A 24,048-nucleotide genomic window follows, 5' to 3' on the forward strand; every position below is an offset into this window, starting at 1 on the left:
AAAAGCGCCCAAGAAACCTTGGGCGCAAGTTTTGGAACGAGGGACAGTGAAATGACCCGCGGCAGTTCCGTTCCGCGGTCACTGTGACATTTAAGCATGATTTGGTTAAAAAAAAGAGGGGCCGCTCTTTTTTGTGATGACTTTTCACAAACGGCGGAACTTGCCCTATTCCCGATACAGAATACCCGGCCAGTTTTCCTCGGCCATATGGATGTAATCGCTGCGATCCTCGCGCCAGATTTGCTCGATCACCGGCGAATGGGTCAGATACAGCCTGCCATCGATCACCTGCCAGGCCATCGGATCCGTGCTTTCAAGTACTCCAAGCGCCATCCCGTAGGAACAATAGCCGCCGAACTGCGGCGCAAAGGCGCGCGGGTTGCTTTCAAACAGCTCCCGGTTTTCCTGCGATGCGAAGAACCACAACGCCCCTTTCCACATCACGGCAATCTCGGGCTGGCCGCGCATGGGAACGTCACCTTCAAAGTAGGATACGGGATCATATCCTGCCATCGCGGCTCCGTCGGTCACAAAGTAGACAGGCTTGTCCTGCGCATGAACGGCAGAACCAAGAAAAAGGGCGGTCAGCGCGCCAAAAAGGGAACGTCGGGTCAGCATCACAGATACAGGGTTAGGATTTCAGACCCTCAACCTGCAACTTTTTCGGCGATATGACACCCCCGTTGACGCGGTTGTGAACGCCCGTGTCGCCAAAAGCCGAGGTCAGTCAAAGATGTCCTCGATGACGTCCCACGCCTCATCCAGAACATGTGAGAACAGGCTTCTTTTCTTCTTCTTGCGTTTTGATTTGTGGGGCATGTTTCGAACCGATTTGTCCCGCACGTATTTGTTGCTGTCCACCTTGCGTTTTGGCAGCATCTTGAGGTTGTGCAACGGCGCGCCGCAACTGGAACAGCTGAGTTCGTGACGCTGCTTGCCTTTGAGAACCAGCGCGGCACGTGTCCCGCAATAACAGCAGGTTGCGATTTTGGACGGACCTGAAATAGCGCTCTCCCGTTATCTGTGCCGAGACGCATATAGGGCGATTGCGGCCGCATTTGAAACGTTCAGGGACCCAAACCCGCCGACTGCGTCAATTTTCACCAGATGATCCACCGTTTCCTTGGTTTTTTGTCGCAATCCTGGCCCTTCGGCTCCGAGCACAAGTGCAACGGGACGATCCCGCTGGTCCCCTAGAGTGGCCTCGATCGTTTCCTGTGCCTCACCGTCGAGGCCCAGAACCAGAAAACCCATGTCCTGAAGTTCGAGAATCGCATCCGCCAGATTTCGGACACGCAAATAAGGCTGGCGTTCCAACGCACCGCTGGCCGTTTTGGCCAACGCACCCGTCTCCGGTGCAGAGTGGTGGCGGGTGCCGATCACCGCGCTGGCCCCCAACACCTCGGCCGACCGCAGGATTGCCCCAACGTTGTGCGGGTCGGTGACCCGATCCAGCAGAATGACACGCGGGTTTTCACGCCCGATACAGTTCTCGACCAGCCCACCCCAATCCAGCGGTTTGACTTCGAGCGCGGCCCCCTGATGGACAGAGCCGGGATCAATTGGTGCGGTGAACTTCCGTGGATCGGCCATCTCGGCCTCAATCCCGGAAAACGCAATGGCGTCGGTCAACTTGTCCTGTGCATTCCGGGTTACGATCAGGCGCAGTTTCTGCCGTTTGGGGTTCATCAGTGCATCCCGAACCGCATGTAAGCCAAACAGCCAAACCGTCTCGGACGCGGCCGCTTTACGCGCCTGTTCCTTTTCGACGACCCACTTGGGTTTTTTCATTTTCTGGGCCTCCGGGCCGGGGGATTGATTTCCTGTGCGACGGCGGAAATTTCCTGTTGACGCTCCTTTAGAGCGCTAGTAATCACGCCTCCACGTCAGGTGCAACGCCTGACAGTGGGCGACAGGCCGCAAGGTGTGGCAGGGGACTGTAACTCCCTCGCGGAGACGCACGCCTGGTTCGATTCCAGGGTCGCCCACCATCTTCATAAATTATCGTTTAAGATCAATGACGTTCTGTACCGCAGTTCTGACCCACTCCCCCGCCTTTTCATGCTGCCGGAGTACAGGTTCACGTCCACGTAAAACGGCAGGGTTGCCTTGACCTGATCCGAGGTTTGGCGCGCTGTGCAGATGATAGACCGCGCGCTTCCCACCTCTCAGGGTTTGCATACCGAGTATCAAGCCAACTGGTTTCAGGTCCTTGGCTGCCACACAGACAGACATTACCAAACGGCAGTTGCCTGCGCGATTGGGTTCAAGCGTCTTGAAAGGGTCTTAGAGAATTCGGCTCGGCCAGTCAGCCACTGGCGGCTTCATTTAGGACCTCTCCTACTTCATCAATCTCGCGAAGTTTCTGCAAATCATCGCAAGACTTTTGATTTCCGTCGAAACACTGGAGTTCCAGTTGTTGCCGGTCCAAACTTTCCTGCTCCTTTTGAATGCTCGCTTCCTGCTCCGGGGTGGGAGGAGGAACGTCGCAGGCCGAGACCAATAACAGTGAAGCGAGAATAATGACTTTTTTCATTTGCAATCCTCTGAACGCAAGACCCCGACAAATTGTCGGTTATCACTCAGTCCAAACTGTAACACAAAGTCGAAAGAAACCAGTGCTTTTGAGTTGAGAAACTACGCATTCCTTCTGCTTCATCTATCACCTGTGGCTGAACGAGGTTTCGTGCGATGCGCACCTATTCCAGTTTGCCCGAATTCGGTGACCTAATCACGGACTTCAAAGGCAATGCCGCCTCGGGTCTTTCGAAGTAAAGCACGGCGGACACCTGATGACCTTCGTCTGGCATGCCTGCCAAATTCATCCGCAGGCAACCGCTCCCCGCTGCCGCGGATTACACTCGTGCACTTGCCAGAAAGGGATGCAGCTCAGGTGAATGGGCCACGTGAAGTCCGTTCACGCCGCAGCGCGCTGCGCAGTCACCCGATCAAACCAGTCTGCGATGACCTCGATATCCGCAGACAGTTGCTCCGCCTCACCCCCGGTGAATTCCCGGAACTTGGCACTGTTCAGATCGTTTACACCAACCAGAACCGGAATGTCCTGTGCCAAAGCCTCGGCAATCACCGGGCGAAAGCCGCGCCCGTCTGCCTCGTGCTTGCCGAATTTATTGATGATCAGCAGTTGCGGATCATCCGCCAGTGAAGCGGTGACGTATCCAACGGCCTGTTCAAGTGCCGCCGGATCCAATCGACAACCACGGGAGTGAGCACCCAGCGATTGCGAGATGCGGATCGTTTCCCCGTGCGGCAAGACCCGCACATCCATATCGCATTTGCTGCTGTCGGTGCATTCGGTGTTGGTTTGTACCACCCCCGCCAAGCGTGCGCCCGACGTCAACAGCCGTTCAGCAACCGCACTCAACAGGCGGTCGGTTGCGCCTCGATCCGTTGTCGTGACATAGGCCAGATACATTGGGGTCCCCCGAAGTCCTAATGGTGACAGTTCAGATAGCACGCCGGACCCTGCTCGACCACTCCCCACCTTATGGCAGCGGAGACAGACCGATCACAGGTGCGTGCAGGTGCAGAAGAGCCAAGAAAACGGCAATCGTTGCCAGCCATATCCAGGGGCGTGGCCAGGGACGTGGCGCCCGCAGCGACAGCCGCGCCGTGTTACGTGTCAGTCGGGCCCACTCGACCCCCATCTCGCGCGCTTTGCGGCGATCAATCAGTGCCATACCCATCGCCGCGAACCCCGCAAACAGCCCGAACAGGATGACATGGGACAGGCTGCCATTGGCCACCAGATGCGCAATTGCCCACAACATCAGGGCTGCGAGGATAGGATGGCGTGTGGTGCGCAGGACACCGGGTTCGTCAGGATCAAAGGGCGCTCGGCCTAAGCCACCAAACGAAAACGGGTTATTCGTGGCCAACCCTGCAAGGGCCAGCCAGCAGACCAGCGGCATGATCAGCAAAGGCACCCAGCGCAAGAAGGGGAAAGGCGGAATGATCTCAACATAAGGAGCATGTGTGGCGGCGATGATCAGCCACGCTAACACCATCAGCGATAACAGGGAATAGGCCGTGAAATACCCTGTGCGGCCCAAGGTATTGATCAACCAGCCCCGCACCCCCGGACGTACGGGAATGACATGGCTGAGCAGAAAAGTAACGAGTGCTGCAAGGAATACGCCCCAGCCGGCCATGATTGTCTCCGAACCTGTTGTCGCCCGGTGTAAACTGCGCTGCGCGGTTGGTCCTTGTCCAAAATCAAATTTGGCAGGGGCGGAAAACCACCCCTGCCCCGTGGTTAAAGACCCAAAGCCTTGCGCCGTTCTTCGGCAAAGCCCTGCACCATGCGGTCGGCGATCAGCGCGAGGATTGCCATCGCAGCGCCAGCCGAGATGCCAAGGCCGACATCCGCCTGCCCCAGCGCGAGGTAGATTGATTGTCCCAGACCGGTGGTGCCGATCAGCGCGGCGATCACCAGCATGGCAAAGGCATACAGGATCGTCTGGTTCAGCCCCAGCAGAATGGTCGGCGCGGCGTACGGCGCGCGGACATCGCGCATGATTTGCCAGTCGGTTGCGCCGCTGGAAATGGCGGCTTCCATCATTTCATCTGGTGTGTTGACCAACCCGTGGCGTGTGTAACGGATCATCGGAACGATGGCATAGGCACAGATCGCCAGAAAGGCCGAAAACTCGCCGATCTGAAACACCATCAGAACCGGGATCAGGAAGACGAACAGAGGGATTGTCTGCAGCATGTCGCAAATCGGCCGGACGACTTTCCAAACGGGTTCCCACACCGCACTGGCCAATCCGATCATCCCGCCAATCACAGCGCAGGAAAACACCGCCGCGCCGCTGAGGTAGAGTGACAAAAGCGCCCTCTCCCACAGGCCAGAGATCAGGATCGTGCAGAGCAATCCCACTGACAGGGCAGACAAACGCCAGCCTCCGGCGACCCAAGCCAGCGCTCCGGCGCCGGTCAGAACGAAGGGCCACGGCAGGTTGGCGATGCCGGTTTCCAGCATGCCGATCAGGATCAGGACGACCAAGCCACCGGTCATGTGCCCGCGCCAGGTCATCAACAGGGCAATGACCGCACCGACCGCGAAGAGGCCATAGCTCATGGCAGGCGCCCACTGGAAGCCCCATGTAAAAGGCAGAACTGCTTGGTCCAGACCAATCCGAAGCGGCAGCAGCACGTAGAACAGCGAATTGTTCTTGAGTGCGTCCAGCCAGGGGCCATTGTTCTGCGTGAACGCGGTCAATCCACTGTCCACGGCTTGGGCCACCGGGTCCAGCAGGGTCAGTCCCGCCGGGTTCGGCAGCCACGCCCAGAATACGGCTGAGATCCCCACCGCAAAGGCCAATACTGCCCAGACCACACGTTGATCGTAGCGTTTGCGTTCGGTCGCCAGCGTGCCGCTCATGCGGTCAATCACTACGGCAAACACCACAATCACGAGGCCAGCCATCAGCGATTCGCCGAACTGTGCCTTGCGCATGGTCAGCAGGACCTCCCATCCGATATCGTTAAAGCCACCAATGACTGCGGCGATGATGACCATGGACAAAGCGGCCATCAGGCACTGGTTCACGCCGACCATGATCTGGGTGGTCGCCGCAGGAATCTCGACCTGAAACAGCTGCTGGAACCGCGTGCCGCCGGACATGATGGCGGCCTCTTTGATCTCGGGCTCAACGCGTTCAAGCCCGAGCATCACATTGCGCGCCATTGGTGGTGCGGCGTAAATCGCCGAGGCGATCAGCCCCACAACTGGTCCAAAGCCGAACAGCAGAAGCAAAGGCGTCAGATAAGCAAAGGTCGGGACCGTCTGCATGACGTCCAGCACGGCCTGCACGAAGGATTTCACCCTTGGTACCTCATTGGCGAGGATACCGATGGCCCCGCCCATGATCAGCGCCACAGGGACTGAAACGGCGACGAGCGCCAATGTGTTCATGCTTTCGGCCCAATAACCCGAAGCCAACACAAAGCTCAGCCCCAGGAACCCCAAAGCGGCCATCGGCAAACCGCCCAGATACCAGCCCAAAGCCGTGACAATTCCGATCAGAATGGGCCATGGGGTATTGCCCAACACGAAATTCGCCCAGTTCATCGGATAGGCCATCAGGTCCGAGAACAGCCGCGCCGCTGGTTTGATGCCGTTCAGGAACCAATCCAGAAACGCACCAACCCATTCGGTCACCGGCAATTCCCAGGCAGTGGGCCATTTGATCAGCCAAGGTGCGATGCCTTCCAGCGAGAGGCAAAGCGCGCCCACAACCACGGTGATCAGCGCAGCCTGTGCGCCCGCTGTCAGCCGCTGCGCCTGTTGCCCGGGGATATCGGTGACGGCAGTCATGTCTCGTCCACCTGCAGGGCGGCAGCCAGATCAGAAGGATGAACGGTACCAACGATTTCGCCACTCGCGTCCCGCACCGGGACCGGCTCGTATAACTCCATGCAACTGGCCAGCGCCGAGTCCAGCGTCATCCCGGTCGTCAGCCCCGGATCGTCCGGCCCACAATCACTGTCGCGATCCCGCATGACCGAGGCGACTTTGGCATGCTGGCCCTTGGCAACGTCCTTGGAAAACTCGCGCACGTAGTCATCTACGGGACGCAGGACGATATCTGTCGGCGTTCCGATCTGGACAATCTTGCCATCCCGCATGATCGCAATCCGGTCGGCCAGTTTCAGTGCCTCCTGAATATCATGGGTAATGAACACGATGGATTTCTTCAGGGTCGCCTGAATGTGCAGGAACTCGTCCTGAAGCTGGCGGCGGATGAGCGGATCGAGCGCCGAAAACGGCTCGTCCAGAAACCAGATATCGGGATTCACGGCCAGGGATCGAGCGATTCCGACACGTTGGCGTTGCCCGCCAGAGAGCTGGCGCGGGAAACTGTCTTCGCGCCCGTCCAAACCGACCAGAGAAATCACTTCCTGTGCCCGCGCAAGTCGTTCCGCCTTGCCAACACCCTGAACGCGCAGAGGATAAGCCACGTTTTCCGCGACGGTCATATGTGGAAACAAACCGAAATGCTGGAACACCATACCCAGCTTTTTTCGGCGTAGTTCCGTCAGGGCTTTCTTTGAGGCACCAACAACGTTTTCGCCATCCACACGAATCTCACCGCCAGTTCCCGGCAGCAATTGCGAGATACAGCGGATCAGCGTAGACTTGCCCGACCCGGACAAGCCCATGATGACGAAAAGCTCGCCGTCCTTGACCTCGAAATTGGCATCCTGAACCGCGGGAATAAAACCGTTCTCGCGCAGGTCTGCGGCGGCCTTGTCCGCGTCGTTCCCTGACCGAGACAGCGCGTCGGTCAGAGCTTTGTCAGCGCCGGGACCAAAGACCTGCCAGAGATTCTGGCAGGCGATGGCTGGCGTCATCGTCTCGGTCACCTATGCGACCTTACTGCGTGGCTGCGTCGACAACCGGACGCCATTTGTCCTCATTTTCCGACATCCATGCGGCCACGACCTCTTCGACCTGACCGCCGTCAACATCGATCGCACCCATCATGGGTTGCTGATCTTCGACCGCCAACTGGTAGTTGGTCAGGATTTCGTAGGCGGCAGGCCATTTCTCTTCCATGCCGCTCCACCCCGCCTTGAAGATGCGCGACGGGGAAAAGTCGCAGTCATTCACAGCATTGGGGTTCGGACCCCAGGCCGGGTCGCTGAAACAGGCCTCTTCCCCTGCTGGCAAATCAACAAACTGCACGTCATAGGCGGACATTGCCCAGTGCGGTTGCCAGAACGTGATTAAAAGCGGCGATTTGCGCTCGGTCGAGGCGCGCAGTTCGGCGATCAGAGCGCCTTCGGACCCCGCCGGAACCGCCTTGAACGGCAACTCTAATCCGGTCATACGGTCCGCCCCGGGAGTACCCCAGTCGGCCGGGTAGTCGACCAGACGGCCACCGGGCAGCGTCTCAGCCGTGGCAAAGACCTGTGCGCAGTCTTTCAAGGCCTCCCAGGCCGGCAAGCCAGGACACAGGTCCGCCACATGCGCCGGGTAGGCAATGCCTTCCTTGGCATCCAGCCCGAGATCTCCGATTTCTACGACGGTGCCTTCATCGATCTTCTTGGCGTATTCGTCAGACACGTTCGACGACCAGATTTCCAGCGTCGCATCAATGTCGCCGTCTGCCAACGCCTGGAACTGGTTCATCATACCGGCGGTGACATATTCAACATTGTATCCAGCGGCCTTGAGCATCTCACCCGCGACATGCGTGGTCACGTGCTGTCCCGTCCATTCGTTGATCGCCAGTTTGATCGGTTCGTCCACGGCACCCATGTCCGCCGCCTGCGCCGATCCAGCAACCGCAAGGGCCAATAGGCTTAAACTCAGTTTTTTCATGTTTTTTTCTCCCTGTTTCATTCTCTTTGTCCCGGCTAGCGATGCGACGCCAACCGAGGGAAATCTGTCAAAGCGGCACCTGTCGCAGCATGCACAAATTTGGCCAAAAAAGGAAAGGGAACAGTCGCCCCGGAACGCCGCTTCTTTCGGACCGCTCCTGCCGCTGCGTCCCCATTTGACCAAATCACACCCACCCGGCTTCGCTAACCCGGAAGGTTAGGGGGATATTGATTGACTAGTCAATATAAAACACGCGACCGGCGCTCATCGTGTGTGAACTGGTTTCTCCTTGCCTTCCTGACACAATCACCGAAACTCGGACTCCGAAGGGAAATTGCAATGCACCACTTTGACGAGATCTATGAGATTGCAGCAAAGCGCCACGGCGGACCGGACGCGTTGGACGGCAAGCTGACCAAACCCAAGTCAACGACCGAACTTGCCGCGATGCCGGAAGATCGCTGGCTGTCCATCATCACGAAATGCGTGTTTCAGGCAGGTTTCAACTGGAAGGTCATAGAGAACAAGTGGGATGGATTTGAGGCCGCGTTTGACGGGTTCGATGTTGGCCGATGCGCCTTTATGGATGACGAGAAATTCGACGCCTTGTTGCAGGACACCCGTATTGTACGCAACGGCACAAAGATCGCTACAGTGCGTGACAATGCGGCCTTTCTTCTGGAATTGCGGGAAGAAGGTGGCGCGGGTCAGGTGTTGGGGGGCTGGCCCTCGACGGACTACATCGGACTATTGGCCATGCTCGCCAAGCGCGGCTCGCGCCTGGGCAGTGCCTCTGCCCAGTTTGCGATGCGGTTTGCCGGGCGGGACAGCTTTATCCTATCGCAGGATGTGACGGCACGGTTGGTTGCCGAAGGGGTCATAGACAAGGCCGCAACCTCCAAAAAAGCGATGACCTCCGTTCAGCAAGCCTTCAACACCTGGATGGATCAGTCCGGTCGATCGCTGACCGAAATCAGCCGAGTTCTGGCGATGAGCCTTTGAAAACGGTTTGCGGTCTCCGCTCATCCCTTTAGGCTCACCGCCATGGCTATCCGTGTGTTGTTCCTGGCCCTTTTGTTGGTTGCGTCCTGTGGTCGTCCGCTGACCGATCACGAGCGCGCCTTTGCGGATACCGTTCAGGGCGAAACGCTGAATCTGGATCGCGTGCGTCTGGTCGAGGGTGCGCCGGTGGCACCGATAACCTACTTCCGTGAGGCCCGACCCCGGCTTGCGTGTCGCGAGCGCATCCTGCCGCCGATAGAAGACGGCATGGTGACCGGCAAACCGGCGGCAGTTGCCCTGTTCAACAAGGTCTATTTCACCCGCGACTGGTATCTTGAAGACTATATGTCGGAGTACCCAGAGGAGATGAACCTGATCGCGGCGATGTTGCTGGCCCATGAACTGACCCATGTCTGGCAATGGCAGAACCGCAAGACGACCGGGTATCACCCGTTGCGTGCGGCTGCCGAGCATGGCGGACGCAAGGACCCTTACCTATTTGATCTGGACACGTCCCCGGATTTCCTGTCCTACGGGTTCGAACAGCAAGGCGCGATTGTCGAGGAGTACGTGTGCTGCCGCGCGCTTGATCCGGGCGCAGAGCGCACCCAAAGGCTTCACGACATGCTGAGCGTGCATTTCGACCTGGAACAGCTCCCTAAAGGCAATCGCGAGAAAGATGTGGTGATCCCATGGAGCGGAGCCAAGGTTCAGGGCATCTGCAGTTGACGGGTCAGTTCTCCTGCAGTGTTTGCAGGTAGGTAACCAGATCCACGATGGGCTGACTGGTCAGGATCGGTTGACCGGCAGGTGTTTTCATTGATGTGTCCTGACCTTCGAAATACGGACCATAGACCGGCATCGGGCTGCCATGGCTGACCAGAGGATCACGCCCGTCGATCCGGGCGACCACGCGGGCCGTCGGGAAAACACCGTCATCGCCCGCCAGCATTCTCAGGTTCGTTGGCTGGATGATGAGGACGCTGGCCATTGGGCCCTGCCCGGTTGCATCAAGCCCGTGACACGTCGCGCAATAGTGCCGATAAAGTTCGGCGCCCGTCTCCACGTCTTGCCCCCACGCAGCATGTGATGCCGTCACCGCAAGTCCGATCGACGCAGCACCAAGTATCCCCTTAATCATCGCATCCTCCTGTCAAGATTGACATTTACAGGCTTGCCCGGCGGGCACACAGGCGCAATGATCCAGATCAACGAAATCGGCGCAGAGGGTTTGGGCAATGACACAATACGCAGCCATCATGCTGGCCGCCGGAATCGGGGTGCCAATCCTGGCCGCCCTCAACGCAGCCCTCGGAAAACTGATCGGCTCGCCGACCACGGCAGCGGTCATCCTGTTTGCCATCGCCTTTGGTGCGTCGGCGGCAGTGATGCTGCTGTTTCCGGGGTTCGAGGCACTCGCGAAAGTTGCACAGGCGCCAAAGCACCTGTTGCTGGCGGGCGTGCTCATTGCCTTTTATGTCCTGTCGATCACGCATGTCGCCCCGCATTTCGGTGTCGGCAACGCAGTGTTCTTTGTGCTGCTTGGGCAATTGATCAGTACTGCGGCCATTGACCATTTCGGGCTGTTTGGCGCGCAAATCACCCCGCTGACATGGATGCGCGCAGGCGGAATTGCCGTCATGGCCGTCGGCGTTGCAATCACTCAACTGGCCTGAGCACTCCGCCCTCCAGCCGCACCACCCGGTCCATCCGCCCCGCCAGTTCAAGGTTGTGCGTGGCGATCAGCGCCGACAGCCCCTCGTCGCGCACAAGTGACATGAGCGCGTCGAACACCTGATCGGATGTATCCGGGTCCAGATTGCCCGTTGGTTCGTCCGCCAGAAGGACCCGCGGTTTGTTGGCCAGCGCCCGGCAAAAAGCCACGCGCTGCTGCTCGCCGCCCGACAAGGCCGCCGGGCGATGGCTGGCCCGCGGTGCAACTCCGACGCGTTCCAGCAAGCGCATGGCACGGTCCTGCGCGGCACCCTCGGAAACGCCGTTGGCCAGTTGCGGCAGGGTGATGTTTTCAAGCGCCGTGAACTCGGGCAACAGATGGTGGAATTGGTAGACGAATCCCACGTCCTGCCGGCGCAAGGCGGTGCGAGTCCGGTCCCCCTTTCCAGACAGGTCCTGTCCACCGATCTCGACCGTTCCGGCGTCGGGTGTGTCCAACAAGCCGGCGATATGCAGCAATGTCGATTTGCCGGCCCCCGAAGGCGCGACCAGCGCCACGGCCTCGCCCGAGCGCAGTTCGAAATCGGCACCGCGTAACACCTGAACCTCACCCGGCGTGCCCTTTAGGTAGGTTTTGGTCAGGCCGCTCAGACGCATCGCCACATCATTCATAGCGCAACGCCTCGACCGGATTCAGACGCGCCGCACGGCGGGCCGGGAAATAGGTGACAAAGAATGACAGGCCCAGAGACAACCCGACCGCCTTGAGCACGTCCGACAGATGTAGCTCGGCCGGCAGCGCATAGATGCCCCGAATGGCCGGATCCCAGACCCCGCCGCCCATGACAAAATTCACGAACGAAAAGATCGGGTCGATATAGATGGCAAACAGGCACCCCAAAAGAACCCCCATCGCGGTTCCGATGAGTCCCGTGAACGCACCGCAGATGAAAAAGACGCGCAACACTGATCCTTCGCTCAGCCCTATGGTGCGCAGAATGCCAATATCCCGTCCCTTGTTCTTGACCAGCATGATCAGGCCCGAAACGATATTCATGGCGGCGATCAGAACGAGGATCGAGAGGATGATGAACATCACGTTGTCTTCAACCTCCAACGCCCTCAGAAAACCGCCCGAGGCATCCTGCCACGTCCAGATCTGGCTGCGGTCCCCGGCGGCCTCCAGGATCGGGATCAGGATTGGACCCAGATCTTCGGGGCGCGCCACCATGACTTCGATCTCATCAGCCACGCCTTCGCGATTGAAAAAGCTCTGGGCTTGGGAAAACGGCATGTAGACACGCGTGCGGTCGATGTCGTAGCGCCCGGCGGAAAAGACGTAGACGACGCGGTAGGCGTTGACGCGCGGCGACGTGCCAAACGCCGTTTTGACGCCGTTTGGCGATGTCAGCTTGACCGTGTCGCCGACCGTGGCGCCGATACTGCGCGCGACGCCCGAGCCGATGGCGATGACGTCTTCACCTGTCACAAACTGGGACAGATCCCCCGTGGCCTGTTCACTTTGGGCGACACCGGGCAAGTCGCGCAGATCATCGGGCCGAATTCCAAACACTTCGACCCCGCTGCTGCGGTCGCGATTGGTGATTAGGACCTGCCCCTTGACCAACGGCGCGACACGTTCGACCCCTGCAACCCCCGCAATGCGGGACGACATGTTTTCGTAATCGGAGATCGTACGATCAACGCGCCCCTGCGCATCAATCTCGCCGGACGAATAGACCGTGACATGAGCGTTGGCGCCCAGAATTGTGCCCACGAACTCTGCGCGGAAACCGGACCGTACGGACAAGGTGGCAATCAAGGCAAACACCGCCAGCGTAATGCCGATCAAGGAGATCCACGTCATAACGCTGACGCCACCTTCGGCACGGCGCGCGCGTAGATACCGCCAGGCTATTTTCCATTCAAATGGCGCAAAGGGCGGGGGTGTGTTGGCCATGCCTGCTCCGGTTAATAGATCGCGGCGACCCTTTCGGCATTTTACCGGATGGTCAACCCGGTTGTCAGACTGTGCGGTGCTCTCAGCCCTAGAGCGCCGAGGTTTCCTTTAGCACCATCTCTGCCTCAGTCCGACCGCATATTCCCCTCGCCTCCAAGGCCGCGAAGACCTTTTGGCGCAGGTCATCCGGTAAGTTCGAGATCGCCCGGTTGTGCAATCCAAGGCTCAGCGGTTCGGGTTTTTCCAGTTGAGAAACTAGGTCCGCCAGTTCGTCTTGCGAATATGTCGGCCACAATCCGATATTCTGGGGATGGGCGTGTTCGAACCAAGGGGCATATCCGGCTGGAGTTTTCAGGCAAAACGCATTCAACAGCATGAATTCCGACGGACGCCTGCGCGAGGCAAACAAGGACTGAACGGACCCGTAGCGTGCATTTATCTCGTCCAACAGCCCAAGGATAAGGGACCTGCGCACCGGAAACGGCGTCGAAAAAGTCGTGGTCTGGCATTGAGACAAATCCGGGCGGTCCACACCCAGTGCATCCAAACTCTGGCAAAACCAGTTTTGGTGATAGTCGCTTTTGACGTCGATGAACGAGATACGGGCCGCACCTGTTGTCGAAAAGAACTCTTCTTCGTCAAAGGGACGCAAAAACAGGTTCTTGGTATCCAGTATGACCATGTTCTCAGACGCCGCGACACGCGCGGCCCCAAGCTTCAACACCTGCTGCGCCCTGTATCCATTGTTGCCGCGCCATCCCCGTTTTCGGATCAGCGGGAGACGACAACGGTTTTCAATCAGGACCCGATCGCGCAATGGCCTGCGCGTACTATGGCCCGGTCCCAGTAAAACGTCATCACCGCTCAGAACCTGCACCTTGGATCGCAACGGCCCATAGTCGGAAAGGATCGGCTCGACTTTGTGTCGAAGGGTGGTTTCGTCAACGTCGTTCAGGATCACGTGGATGGATGCGACTTGGTCAGGGGCGACAAACCGGGCGAAGGACATGGCCTGAAGTTTGAGCAGGGGGAAATCTTTGGAATAAACGATGGTGGAAAAGCTCAGCAAAACGCATATTCCTTCTGGCCGCTTTGCCCTCCTGTATCACCTGATCCAGTCGGGTCAATTGTTCCTGACGCGCGCAAAAAGCGAATCAGGCATGTATGCCGAACACACAGAAGTAGTCCTCGAGGCCAGCGCACGATACCTCAGGTTGTGAAGTCAATCACAGACAGATGCCGATTGTTTCAGCTATGAAGTCAATGCAGGCATTGCGTGAGTCACTGAACTCAAAATGCAACATTTATTAAGCAACTTTATTTCGCTTTTTGCTTATTTTTAGAAACTTTGTCACCCTGACTGCGGGGGAACACATTTCAGAGCGGGGGTCGCTCATGAATATCTATACTAGACCAGAGGGGTCGGGCCCGATTTTGGCCCGCAATGCATCAACAGACCTAGATTGTGAGACCGCAGCCTTGCTGCGCGCGGCGATCCGGCCGATCTTTGCCAGTGCTGCAAGCTGGGCCAACTTAACGGACATTCTGAAAACCAAAGGATACGATCTGGCGTTCCGGCAAGGGCGGTTGTGCATTACCGACCGTACCAGCGGCGCCCGGGTTTGCGGGCTGCGGTTTCTTGGGTTCGAGTTTCGGGATCTTGTTCGTCGGCTTGGACGTCCGATTGTCGTCGCCCGGGGCAACGGAGCCGATGGCGACGTGCTTGCCGTGCGGCCGACACGCGGTGGAGCCTAGTAGCTCCGCCAGAACTGTGCCGAACGTCTCAGGGTTTTCGACAGGCTGTGACGAGCGGCAATCTTGATCGGTTCGGGTGTGTCCGAGTTACGCAACACCTCGACAATCAACCTCAGCGGCATGTGCCCGCGGCGATAAAACTCCGCAAAATCCTGCTGGGTCAGATGGCGCGCGGAATTGAAACCCGCATAGTATTTCATCCAGACACCCGCATAGTCTTGGCCGGTTGCGGCATCGTCACTGGTGGCCCCACGGTCCCAGAACAGGGATATCGGGTCATCCATCCGCTCGCCCTGGTATCCGCCCCCGATCAGGCGCAGCATCAGGTCGTAATCCGCGGCGATGCGAAACTGCGTGTCATGGCCACCGAGGGCGAGGAACACGTCCCGCTTCAGAAACACCGAGTTATGGCAAAACGGCATCCGTTGCAGGATGGCCTTCAACGACATGCGTTTTTCCGCTCTTTCACTGCCATCGTCGAACCGGCGCAGCGTTGAGCCATACAAAAAATCGGGGCGGGTTTTTTCCAGGCGATCTGCCGCACGGTTCAGAATGTCGTCTGACGCCAACGAGTCGTCGGAGTTCAGAAACAACAGGTAATGTCCCTTAGCCGCCTGAGCGCCCTTGTTCATCGCGTCATACAAACCGCTGTCCGGCTCGCTGATCACACGTGTACGGTCTGCGTTCTGGCTCACATCCATCAGGAAATCGACTGTGCCGTCGATCGACGCGCCATCCTGTATGATGTGTTCGGCGCGGCTGCAATTTTGCCGCGCCATGCAGTCGATGACGCCGCGAAAGCTGTCCTGCCGTCCCTGTGACACCAGATCATAGGTCGCCGTGATCACCGAGATCAGCGGCGTGTCGGATTGATCAGGCGATTTGCTCATAGATCCCGGCGACCTTGGCGACGGCGGCTTCGGGGCTGAGCTCTTCGCTTTCACCCGTGCGGCGGCTGGTCAGTTCCACGACGCCGTTTTTCAGGCCGCGCGGCCCGACGGTGATGCGCCAGGGCAAACCGATCAGGTCCATGGTGGCGAATTTGCCCCCTGCCCGTTCGTTGCGATCATCGTAGAGCGGCTCCAGGCCCAGCGCGGTCAACGCAGAATAAATCGTTTCGCAGGCGGCATCAGCCTCATCATCGCCCTGCTTGAGGTTGACGATCCCGCAGTGGAACGGAGTGACACCTTCGGGCCAGATAATGCCCTTGTCATCGTGGCTGGCCTCAATGATCGCGCCGACCAGTCGGCTGACCCCGATGCCGTGGCTGCCCATATGAACCGGGACCGGTTTTCCGTCCTGGCCTTGTACAGTCGCGCCCAGCGCTTCGGAGTATTGGGTGCCGAAATAGAAGATCTGGCCAACCTCAATGCCACGCGCCACACGGCGACGCTCTTCGGGAATCTCGTTGAACATCGCGTCGTCATGGGTTTCGTCCGTGCGCGCGTATTTCGAGGTGAACTCTTCGAGGATTGCCTGACATTGCGCCCGATCATCATAGTCGATGACCCGGTCGCCAAATGTGAGGTCGGTTACCGCACTGTCGTAGAAAACCTCGGATTCACCGGTATCTGCCAGTACCAGGAATTCATGGGTGTAATCGCCGCCAATCGGACCGGAATCGGCGCGCATCGGGATGGCTTGCAACCCCATCCGCTCATAGGTGCGCAAATAGGTAACCAGATGGCGGTTATAGGCGTGCAGCGCATCCTCTTTGGTCAGGTCGAAATTGTAGCCGTCCTTCATGTAGAACTCGCGGCCCCGCATCACGCCGAAACGCGGACGGATTTCGTCGCGGAACTTCCATTGGATCTGGTAGAGCGTCAGCGGCAGGTCTTTGTAGCTGTTCACATGTCCACGAAAGATATCCGTCACCAGTTCCTCGGCCGTGGGAGTGAACAGCATGTCTCGGTCATGTCTGTCCTTCATCCGCAGCATTTCCTGCCCGAAGCCATCATAGCGCCCGGATTCGCGCCACAGATCGGCCGATTGCAGGATCGGCATCTGGATCGCGATGTGCCCTGCCCGCGCCTGTTCCTCGTGCACGATGTTTTCCAGCTTGCGCAGCACTTTGAAGCCCAGCGGCAACCAGGAATAGATACCCGCAGCGGCCTGTTTGATCATCCCGGCGCGCAACATCAGCCGGTGGCTGACGATTTGAGCCTCGGACGGATTTTCCTTGAGAACGGGCAGAAAGTAACGGCTGAGGCGCATTGTTTGACCTTCACGGGTAAGACTTAAACAAAAAGGTGATTATTCTAAAGCCCGGCCGGGGGCAATCAGGCACATGCGATTTTGCGAATTGAGGAATATCAGTTTTTTCAGTTGGCCCGCCGGTCAGATTCCCAAATTTCAACAAAAACTGAAAAACTCAGAGGCATCGATTGCCGATAAAGTCATCGAACCGGTCCTGCTAGCGGGCGTCGTCTTGAGTCGCGGTCTAATCGGCGCAGATCTTGCGGGCATCGCGGCAGCGCAGTCACCGAAAAGCAACCGAGAGTTTGACGCCTTTGATCTGGCACCTTTGCACATGGAACTCGATCACCAGGACGTACGGGTCTTTTGATCGCTGGGATCGCTGATTGTGGCACTGATCCCCCATCCGGGAACCCGGTTCATGAACCGCTTGCAAAAAACAGGCCCATGGGCCTAGAACGCCAGAAGACGCCGCAACAAGGGGACCGCCATGGCTTTGCCGGTGAAGGATCAGCTCAGATACTGGGGCATCGCGGCAGCGGTTTTCATATTCATTCTTTGGGTGCTCGGGGATGTCCTGCTGCCTTTCGTGATCGGCGGCGCGATTGCCTACTTCCTGGACCCGGTTGCGGATCGGCTGGAAAAGCTGGGCCTGTCGCGCATGGCCGCCACGGGCATCATAACGGTCGTGGGCATATTCGGTTTTGTTTTGGCAATTCTGATGGTTGTGCCCGCGTTGGTCACCCAGCTGATTGATCTGATCGATGTTTTGCCCAGCCTGTTTCAGGAGCTGCGCAGTTTCATCGAGAAACAGTTCCCGTCGATTCTGGATCGCAATTCCAGCTCGCACCAGTTTCTGGTGTCGCTCGGCGAGACGCTGAAGTCCAAAACCGGCGATGTGCTGCAATCTGTCGTCGCCTCGCTTGGATCGGCCATCAACGTGGTTGTCCTGCTGGTCATCGTGCCGGTTGTCACCGTATATCTTCTGCTCGACTGGGATCGCATGATTGCGCGGATCGCAGAGCTTCTGCCGCGTGATCACGCGCCGACCATCAAGCGGCTTGCCGGTGAAATTGACAACGTTCTGGCCTCGTTCGTGCGTGGCATGGGAACCGTGTGTTTGATACTCGGAACCTACTACGCCGTGGCGCTGATGATCGTAGGCCTTCAGTTCGGCCTGATCGTCGGGTTTATCGCCGGCCTTGTGACGTTCATTCCTTATCTTGGTGCACTGATCGGCGGAACGCTGGCCATTGGACTGGCTCTGTTCCAGTTCTGGGGCGACTGGGCACATGTCGGGCTGGTGGCCGGGATTTTTGCATTGGGTCAGGTGACCGAAGGCAACTTTCTGACCCCGAAGCTGGTCGGTCATTCGGTAGGGTTGCACCCGGTCTGGCTGCTGCTGGCCCTGTCGGTCTTTGGCGCGTTGTTCGGGTTTGTCGGAATGCTGATTGCGGTTCCCGTTGCGGCTGCTTTGGGTGTGTTGGCGCGGTTCGGAACTTCGATCTACCTCGACAGCCGTCTGTATACCGGCCTGGAAAACCAGGACCAGGAAGCCGAGTGAATGCCCCGACAGCTGAGCTTTGATCTGCCGGCTAAAACTGCGCTGGGGCGCGAGGATTTCTTTGTGTCTTCTGCCAATGCCCTGGCAGTGGCGATGATATCCGCCACCTCCTGGCCGGGAAACAAGGTGGTGCTGAGCGGTCCTGCGGGGTCTGGAAAAACACATCTGGCCCATGTCTGGGCTGCCGATACGGGTGGCCGGATCGTGCAAGCCGCGGCCCTACGCTATGACGACGTTCCTGACCTCGCTCGCGCACCGGTCGCAGTCGAAGACGTGCCGGTAATCGCCGACGAGCCCGAGCGACAAAAAGCACTGTTTCACCTGCATAATCTGGTCCTGTCCCAAGGGCATGCCTTGTTGCTGACCGGGCGTCCTGCACCGAAATTCTGGAATTTGCCGCTGGCCGATTTACAAAGCCGCGTGGAAGGTGCCCACCATGTTGCGCTGGATCCCCCGGATGACGCCTTGCTGGGCGCCGTGCTGGCGAAACTGTTCATGGATCGGCAACTCAACCCACGACCGGATGTCATTTCCTATCTGGTCAAACACATGGATCGGCGTTTCGAAACCGCCGCTGCGGTTGTTGCCCAACTGGATCAACTGGCCCTGTCGGAAAAGAGGGATATCACCCGCGCGCTGGCTATACGGGTCTTGAACGCAAACAGTGATCAAACTGACACAGGCGATTGACCCATGAGCAGTGATTTCGCATCCTGAGAACGGAATATCTGGAAAGACCATGGATCAGACTGTCGATGCCAACATCCCGGATTGGGGACCTTTCGGAAGGCCTCTGTTCGATGACCCGGGAACCAGGGCCCTGTCGCGCGTGGGCGTGGTCGATGTCGGGTCGAACTCGGTTCGGATGGTGATCTTTGACGGCGCGGCGCGGTCACCGGCATATTTCTACAACGAGAAAGTGATGTGCGAACTGGGGGCCGGGCTGTCGGAAACCGGGCGTCTCAACCCGTTAGGGCGTGAACGGGCACTTGCGGCCTTGCGCCGATTTCATCAACTGGCCGAGGATTTGGGTCTGCCCGGTCTGCACGTGGTGGCCACAGCCGCGGTGCGGGAAGCCCAGGATGGCCCGGAATTCTGCGAAGAGGTCAAGACCGAGACCGGTCTGCACGTGGCTGTCATCGACGGTCAGGAAGAGGCACGCCTGTCAGCTCAGGGTGTCCTGTTGGGGTGGCCCGGAGCCTATGGTCTGATTTGCGACATTGGCGGGTCCTCGATGGAGCTGGCAGAAATCGGTGAAGGTCAGGTCGGGCGGCGCCTCACGTCGCCTCTGGGTCCCCTGAAACTGCGAGACATCAAAGGCGGGCGGCGCGCGCGCAAGGCGCATATCAAATCCACCATGGAGGAATTGCGCGACCAGATGGGCCCACAGCGTGATCGCCTGTTTCTTGTTGGCGGCAGCTGGCGCGCGTTTGCGCGCCTGGACATGCTGCGCCGAGGCTACCCGCTGAACGTGCTGCACGAGTATCGCATGACAACGAAACAAGTGCGCGAAACCATCAAGTTCATCGAAAGAAACGACCCGGACAAGCTGCGTGGTCAGGCAGGTGTCTCCGGTTCGCGGATGTCATTGATCCCGTTTGCGATGGATGTTCTGGCGCGGCTGATCCGCACGTTCAAGCCCAAGGATATCGCAATCTCCAGCTATGGGATCCGCGAAGGGCTGCTCTACGAACAAATGTCGCAAGAGCTTCGCGATCGCGACCCATTGATCGAGGCCAGCCGATTTTCCGAAGCCAAGGATGCCCGCCTGCCGGGATTTGGCCGTCATCTTTATGAATTCGTGATGCCGTTGTTCAGATCCGCTTCACCCGCACGCGTGCGGTTGATTCAAGCCGCGTGCCTGTTGCATGACGTCAGCTGGCGCGCGCACCCGGATTATCGCGCCGAGGCGTGTTTTGATTATGTGACCCGTGCCAATCTGGGCGGTCTGAAGCACTCGGAACGGGTGTTCATCGGCCTGGCCCTGCAGCACCGGTATCGCAACAAACGCGAAGGCAACCGCTTTGCCCCGCTCTACGATCTGCTGAGCGATGCCGATCAGAAACAGGCCGAAATACTGGGCAAGGCGATGCGCTTTGGCGCCATGTTGTGGATGCACAACGACGCCAATATGGGCCGGTTGCGTTTCTTCCCCAAAAAGCGGCAACTTGATCTGTTTCTGCCCAAGGCGGCAGAACCCTTGTTCAGCGAGGTTGCCGAGGCCCGACTGAACTCACTGGCGAATGCCCTGAAATCAGAGACCCGCGTGATAATCAAAGGCTAAGCCCTTAGGCGGTCAGATATCCGTTGCGCCCTCGGGTGCCTCGTCAGTCTCTTCTGGCTCATCGGAAGGACCTTTGGGAGGTTTCTTTCGGATAATGATATCGCCGTTTGGCAGCATCTCGGGCGCGTCATAGACGCTCCAGTCCTGTATTTCACCGGCCAGTTCGGCCAGGGCGGGACCCATTTCCTCAAAGAATGACTGCATCGCCGGACCAAACCGGCTGGCCAAACCGCGCAGATCATCCAGCGCCGGCTCCATTTCCTTGCGCAGGCCCTCAAAAAACAGCTCGGCGCCCTGCTCCATTAGCGACTTTCCATCGTCGTCCTGCGCGCTGACCGGACCGGTCAGCAGGACAGGGATCACACTGATCGCGAGAAATCGTTTCATAGGCAGAAATATAAGCGACACGGAGAAAGCCTGAAAGGTCATAATTCGATTTCCAAGGTAACCGGGAAGTGGTCGGAGGCAACCAGCAAGGCGTCACGAAGGTCGGTGGACGCCCAGCAGGCTGCGTCGTGAAACGGATGCCAGATACGCCATTCCGGACGCCGGTCGCGCAGGTCCTTACTGATCATGATGTAGTCCAGCAAGGCCTCAAGAAAGCGTCCTTCATCAGGTCGCGCAAATCGAGCGGTCGACGGTACAGATCCAGGTCGGGGTCCGGACGCAGTGGCTGCATGCGGGTCATATAGTCCGGCCTGCAGCAGAATTTCGACCGAGGAATGCCCGAACAGATGTTCAAACTCATCCAGTCCGGGTCCGTCGTTTAGATCACCCATCAGGATTACCGGCTCATCCGCCGCCAGATGTGTCTCGACCCGCCGCGCCAGCCAGACCGCCTGCGCCAATTGCTTGCGGCGGTTGGCGATCGAGATGCGGATGGCTTCGTCGCGGGTCTCGGCCCCATGCGGTGCCTTGGACTTCAGATGTGCGCCGATCAGGCGGAACTCGGCCCCGGTCTGAGTGCGAACGGCCAATTCCATCGGGGGCTTTGAAAACCGAACCAGGTCCTCGGTTGCGTCGATATCCAGATCGATTCGAAAATCGCCGTCAAAACGCGGTGCGTCAGTCGAATCCGCATCGCCTTGCGGATCATGGCGCACCGTCAGAACCATGGGGTCGTAAAGCAGCGCCAGTTCCTGATGCGTGTCATTGGCGAACCCCATGATCGCGTTGGATGTGCGCAGACCGAAGGCCTCGGCAAACTCCTGCAGCGCACGAACCGTGTTTTGCGTCTTGCCGGTATTCGGGGCCTCGACGATCAGCATCGCGTCGGCATCAACCGCGGTCAGAACAGTAGCGATGGCTTCGATCTGCTGTGCTTTGGTCACGTCCTGACGGCCAGACCAACTGTCGTCAACGATCAGGTTGTCCTTGCGGTCGAAAAGGTTGGCGAACCATTCGATATTGTATGTCGCCAGCCGCATCCGCCTAGACCCGTGCGCCGTTGATCTCATCCCAGGCGCGGTTGATATCAATCATCTTTTTCTCGGCCAGACGGATCGCCTCTTCCGGTACACCGCGCGCCATCATGGCGTCTGGATGCGTGTCCCGGACCAGCTTGCGCCAGACTTTTCGAATGTCCGGCAGCGGCATTTCGCGCGGAACACCCAAAACCGTGTATGGGTCCTTGGGCGCGTCGGGCACAAATCGCGCGCGCAGCGCCATGAATTGGGCATCAGTCTGACCAAAGATGTTGCTGACATCCTCCAAAAACTCGTTCTCGTTTGGATGATAAAACCCGTCCGCCATGGCGATGTGGAACAGCCCCTCCATCAGATCACATAAGGTCGTGCTGTCTTCGGAAAACATACTCGCGATCTTCCGGGCGTAATCCTGATACCCGGCAACATCCGTCCGGGCCATGTTGAAGACACGGGCAGCGCCCTCTTCATCCTCGCGCGCAATCTGAAACACGTCACGAAAGGCGGTAACCTCGTCCCGGGTCACCTGCCCGTCCGCCTTGGCCATTTTGGCACCCAAAGCGATCACGGCGATTGTAAAGGCAACGGATTTTTCGGGGGGGGATCGCAGCTTTTCGAATACGGCCGTCAGGCTTTCGCCCTTGGCAAGCGCGCTGAGTGCGTCGGATATTCGGGTCCAGATCGACATGGCCGCACCCTAGCGCCACAATGCGCGCCTGTCAGGTGCCGCAGATCAATCCGACCCAAGTATTTTTTGCATCAGGACAAGATCCAGCCACCGGCCCCATTTGAACCCGACTTCGGCCATGCGGCCAACCTCAACGAAACCCAGACGAGTATGAAAGGCAAGTGCGGCCGGGTTTTCTGCGGAAATCCCGGCAACAAGTACATGCACGCCATCGTCGCGTGCGACAGCCTCCAGCCGGGTCATCAACGCCCGGCCGCCGCCTTTGCCGCGCGCTGCAGGGGCCAGCTGTATGGTCAGTTCTCGACTGTGGGCATAGCCCGGGCCGGGCCGGAACTGCCCGTAGGTCGCAAACCCGACGACCTGCCCCTCGACCTCGGCGACCAGAAACCGGGCGCCCTTGTCGCGGATGTCCGCCGCGATGGCTTCGAGTGATTTGAGGTCTGTGGTAAAAGTCACCAGCGTGCCGGAAATGATCGCGTTGGTTATCTCTTGAACAGCTTGCGCATCCGGGACCTCGGCTTGCCGGACAATCATTCCAGCACACGCGGCCCATGTGGCGTTTCAAACTCAGCCCGCAGCCCGGGTGCACCTGTGTGAAACTGCACGCCGTCCACTGTCCCTGTCAAAGCCGCAATTTCCAAAGCCTTAGGGTGTGACACATGCAGTTGACGCAGCGTGCAGCCACTTGCCTTCAACATCGTTGCCGGATGCAGATCACCCAGCCACTGGATTTGCGCCGGGTACAGATTGTCAAACGGCAAGCGCCCCGATTTCGGCACAGCCATACGCCACCTAAGCGCACCGCGCGCCAGATCGATGGGAGGCACGGGCCCATCCGGCATCGCAACCTTCTCGATATCCTCAACCCGGCAAATCCAGTTTGTCAGTTTTGGCGGACCTTCGAACCGGTCCAGATCAAACCACCGCGGCTGATCTGGATCAGGCGCGCCAGGATCAATCGCTATCGCTTCGAGGTACAGATTGTCTGCTAACCCAAGCAGCCTGTTGTAGGTCCCGAACTTTGCGTGCTTGCCACCGTCCTGCAGCTTGACGCCCAACGCCTCTTCGACATGTGACGCCGCCGCATCGAGTGTTTCGCCGGCAATCGCAAGATGATCCAGTTTCACGCGTTTTCTCCCAAGCTCAGT

27 protein-coding genes and 1 tRNA gene are annotated in these 24,048 nt (G+C 58.6%); 8 read left to right on the forward strand and 20 right to left on the reverse strand.

Translation table 11 applies throughout. From position 1 onward, the window contains the following. Window positions 1-165: 165 nt before the first annotated feature. The 3 genes from ACR3E0_RS14775 to rlmB all read right to left on the reverse strand — a co-directional run bounded on the left by ACR3E0_RS14775 (window position 166) and on the right by rlmB (window position 1,791). Window positions 166-618: a YHS domain-containing (seleno)protein gene (locus ACR3E0_RS14775; protein ID WP_480479565.1), complete on the reverse strand. Its 453-nt coding sequence runs from the start codon at window positions 616-618 to the stop codon at window positions 166-168. A 105-nt stretch (window positions 619-723) separates the two neighbouring features. After that, window positions 724-1,005, reverse strand: a complete 282-nt coding sequence (locus tag ACR3E0_RS14780; RefSeq protein WP_480481061.1) for a hypothetical protein — start codon at window positions 1,003-1,005, stop codon at window positions 724-726. Window positions 1,006-1,017: 12 nt separating this feature from the next. Then, a complete protein-coding gene (rlmB, locus tag ACR3E0_RS14785; protein ID WP_480479566.1) occupies window positions 1,018-1,791 on the reverse strand; it encodes a 23S rRNA (guanosine(2251)-2'-O)-methyltransferase RlmB in 774 nt (257 codons plus the stop codon). 116 nt (window positions 1,792-1,907) lie between these two features. Here rlmB and ACR3E0_RS14790 point away from each other — a divergent pair. Next, a tRNA-Tyr gene (locus ACR3E0_RS14790) sits at window positions 1,908-1,991 on the forward strand. Window positions 1,992-2,308: 317 nt separating this feature from the next. Here the strand turns inward: ACR3E0_RS14790 and ACR3E0_RS14795 are convergent. The 6 genes from ACR3E0_RS14795 to ACR3E0_RS14820 form a co-directional block, all read right to left on the reverse strand. After that, window positions 2,309-2,536, reverse strand: a complete 228-nt coding sequence (locus tag ACR3E0_RS14795; protein ID WP_480479567.1) for a hypothetical protein — start codon at window positions 2,534-2,536, stop codon at window positions 2,309-2,311. Between the two features lie 381 nt (window positions 2,537-2,917). Further along, window positions 2,918-3,436, reverse strand: coding sequence for a DUF2478 domain-containing protein (locus ACR3E0_RS14800; RefSeq protein ID WP_480479568.1), 519 nt, complete (start codon window positions 3,434-3,436; stop codon window positions 2,918-2,920). A 70-nt stretch (window positions 3,437-3,506) separates the two neighbouring features. Then, entirely contained in the window at window positions 3,507-4,172 is a 666-nt protein-coding gene (locus tag ACR3E0_RS14805) for an NnrU family protein (RefSeq protein ID WP_480479569.1), read from the reverse strand. A 104-nt stretch (window positions 4,173-4,276) separates the two neighbouring features. Further along, a complete protein-coding gene (locus ACR3E0_RS14810; RefSeq protein ID WP_480479570.1) occupies window positions 4,277-6,343 on the reverse strand; it encodes an ABC transporter permease in 2,067 nt (688 codons plus the stop codon). Then, window positions 6,340-7,380 (reverse strand): quaternary amine ABC transporter ATP-binding protein, encoded by a 1,041-nt coding sequence (locus tag ACR3E0_RS14815; protein WP_480479571.1) that lies wholly within the window; start codon window positions 7,378-7,380, stop codon window positions 6,340-6,342. The genes ACR3E0_RS14810 and ACR3E0_RS14815 overlap by 4 nt, the downstream gene beginning before the upstream one ends. A gap of 22 nt (window positions 7,381-7,402) precedes the next feature. After that, window positions 7,403-8,353 carry an ABC transporter substrate-binding protein gene (locus ACR3E0_RS14820; protein ID WP_480479572.1) on the reverse strand — a complete coding sequence of 317 codons (951 nt, stop codon included), beginning with the start codon at window positions 8,351-8,353 and terminating at the stop codon, window positions 7,403-7,405. A gap of 339 nt (window positions 8,354-8,692) precedes the next feature. On the opposite strand from ACR3E0_RS14820, the gene ACR3E0_RS14825 reads away from it, so the two are divergent. Both ACR3E0_RS14825 and ACR3E0_RS14830 read left to right on the forward strand, forming a co-directional pair. After that, a complete protein-coding gene (locus tag ACR3E0_RS14825; RefSeq protein ID WP_480479573.1) occupies window positions 8,693-9,355 on the forward strand; it encodes a DNA-3-methyladenine glycosylase I in 663 nt (220 codons plus the stop codon). Window positions 9,356-9,397: 42 nt separating this feature from the next. Beyond that, window positions 9,398-10,084, forward strand: coding sequence for a hypothetical protein (locus tag ACR3E0_RS14830; RefSeq protein WP_480479574.1), 687 nt, complete (start codon window positions 9,398-9,400; stop codon window positions 10,082-10,084). 4 nt (window positions 10,085-10,088) lie between these two features. On the opposite strand, the gene ACR3E0_RS14835 is transcribed toward ACR3E0_RS14830, so the two are convergent. Then, a complete protein-coding gene (locus ACR3E0_RS14835) occupies window positions 10,089-10,496 on the reverse strand; it encodes a c-type cytochrome (RefSeq protein ID WP_480479575.1) in 408 nt (135 codons plus the stop codon). Window positions 10,497-10,593: 97 nt separating this feature from the next. On the opposite strand from ACR3E0_RS14835, the gene ACR3E0_RS14840 reads away from it, so the two are divergent. After that, a complete protein-coding gene (locus ACR3E0_RS14840; RefSeq protein WP_480479576.1) occupies window positions 10,594-11,031 on the forward strand; it encodes a DMT family transporter in 438 nt (145 codons plus the stop codon). Here ACR3E0_RS14840 and ACR3E0_RS14845 read toward each other — a convergent pair. From ACR3E0_RS14845 to ACR3E0_RS14855, 3 genes are all read right to left on the reverse strand, one after another. Then, entirely contained in the window at window positions 11,015-11,701 is a 687-nt protein-coding gene (locus ACR3E0_RS14845) for an ABC transporter ATP-binding protein (protein ID WP_480479577.1), read from the reverse strand. The two genes, ACR3E0_RS14840 and ACR3E0_RS14845, sit on opposite strands and share 17 nt — an antisense overlap. Next, window positions 11,694-12,989 (reverse strand): lipoprotein-releasing ABC transporter permease subunit, encoded by a 1,296-nt coding sequence (locus tag ACR3E0_RS14850; RefSeq protein ID WP_480479578.1) that lies wholly within the window; start codon window positions 12,987-12,989, stop codon window positions 11,694-11,696. The genes ACR3E0_RS14845 and ACR3E0_RS14850 overlap by 8 nt, the downstream gene beginning before the upstream one ends. A gap of 88 nt (window positions 12,990-13,077) precedes the next feature. Next, on the reverse strand, window positions 13,078-14,058 hold the full coding sequence (locus ACR3E0_RS14855) for a DUF6492 family protein (protein WP_480479579.1): 981 nt from the start codon (window positions 14,056-14,058) through the stop codon (window positions 13,078-13,080). A 326-nt stretch (window positions 14,059-14,384) separates the two neighbouring features. Here ACR3E0_RS14855 and ACR3E0_RS14860 point away from each other — a divergent pair, with 326 nt between their 5' ends. Continuing rightward, window positions 14,385-14,744 carry a hypothetical protein gene (locus ACR3E0_RS14860; RefSeq protein WP_480479580.1) on the forward strand — a complete coding sequence of 120 codons (360 nt, stop codon included), beginning with the start codon at window positions 14,385-14,387 and terminating at the stop codon, window positions 14,742-14,744. Here the strand turns inward: ACR3E0_RS14860 and ACR3E0_RS14865 are convergent. Both ACR3E0_RS14865 and proS read right to left on the reverse strand, forming a co-directional pair. Continuing rightward, window positions 14,741-15,634: a glycosyltransferase family 2 protein gene (locus tag ACR3E0_RS14865; protein WP_480479581.1), complete on the reverse strand. Its 894-nt coding sequence runs from the start codon at window positions 15,632-15,634 to the stop codon at window positions 14,741-14,743. The two genes, ACR3E0_RS14860 and ACR3E0_RS14865, sit on opposite strands and share 4 nt — an antisense overlap. Then, window positions 15,618-16,958 (reverse strand): proline--tRNA ligase, encoded by a 1,341-nt coding sequence (proS, locus tag ACR3E0_RS14870; protein ID WP_480479582.1) that lies wholly within the window; start codon window positions 16,956-16,958, stop codon window positions 15,618-15,620. The genes ACR3E0_RS14865 and proS overlap by 17 nt, the downstream gene beginning before the upstream one ends. A 472-nt stretch (window positions 16,959-17,430) precedes the next feature. On the opposite strand from proS, the gene ACR3E0_RS14875 reads away from it, so the two are divergent. Genes ACR3E0_RS14875 through ACR3E0_RS14885 form a run of 3 tightly spaced genes read left to right on the forward strand, consistent with a single transcriptional unit; the run spans window position 17,431 to window position 20,788 of the window. Then, on the forward strand, window positions 17,431-18,504 hold the full coding sequence (locus ACR3E0_RS14875; RefSeq protein ID WP_480479583.1) for an AI-2E family transporter: 1,074 nt from the start codon (window positions 17,431-17,433) through the stop codon (window positions 18,502-18,504). Next, window positions 18,505-19,194, forward strand: coding sequence for a P-loop NTPase family protein (locus tag ACR3E0_RS14880; protein ID WP_480479584.1), 690 nt, complete (start codon window positions 18,505-18,507; stop codon window positions 19,192-19,194). A 49-nt stretch (window positions 19,195-19,243) separates the two neighbouring features. Further along, a complete protein-coding gene (locus ACR3E0_RS14885; protein ID WP_480479585.1) occupies window positions 19,244-20,788 on the forward strand; it encodes a Ppx/GppA family phosphatase in 1,545 nt (514 codons plus the stop codon). A 12-nt stretch (window positions 20,789-20,800) separates the two neighbouring features. On the opposite strand, the gene ACR3E0_RS14890 is transcribed toward ACR3E0_RS14885, so the two are convergent. From ACR3E0_RS14890 to ACR3E0_RS14910, 5 genes are read right to left on the reverse strand one after another with little or no spacing between them, the layout of a single operon-like run. Further along, window positions 20,801-21,175, reverse strand: coding sequence for a hypothetical protein (locus ACR3E0_RS14890; RefSeq protein WP_480479586.1), 375 nt, complete (start codon window positions 21,173-21,175; stop codon window positions 20,801-20,803). A gap of 38 nt (window positions 21,176-21,213) precedes the next feature. Next, complete coding sequence (locus ACR3E0_RS14895; protein WP_480479587.1) at window positions 21,214-22,215, reverse strand: endonuclease/exonuclease/phosphatase family protein; 1,002 nt, start codon at window positions 22,213-22,215, stop codon at window positions 21,214-21,216. Between the two features lie 4 nt (window positions 22,216-22,219). Next, window positions 22,220-22,900 carry a TerB family tellurite resistance protein gene (locus ACR3E0_RS14900; RefSeq protein ID WP_480479588.1) on the reverse strand — a complete coding sequence of 227 codons (681 nt, stop codon included), beginning with the start codon at window positions 22,898-22,900 and terminating at the stop codon, window positions 22,220-22,222. 45 nt (window positions 22,901-22,945) lie between these two features. Beyond that, window positions 22,946-23,434: an N-acetyltransferase family protein gene (locus tag ACR3E0_RS14905; RefSeq protein ID WP_480479589.1), complete on the reverse strand. Its 489-nt coding sequence runs from the start codon at window positions 23,432-23,434 to the stop codon at window positions 22,946-22,948. Then, window positions 23,431-24,027 carry a VOC family protein gene (locus ACR3E0_RS14910; protein WP_480479590.1) on the reverse strand — a complete coding sequence of 199 codons (597 nt, stop codon included), beginning with the start codon at window positions 24,025-24,027 and terminating at the stop codon, window positions 23,431-23,433. The genes ACR3E0_RS14905 and ACR3E0_RS14910 overlap by 4 nt, the downstream gene beginning before the upstream one ends. Window positions 24,028-24,048: the final 21 nt, after the last annotated feature.

This window comes from Ruegeria sp. AJ12, assembly GCF_056536245.1.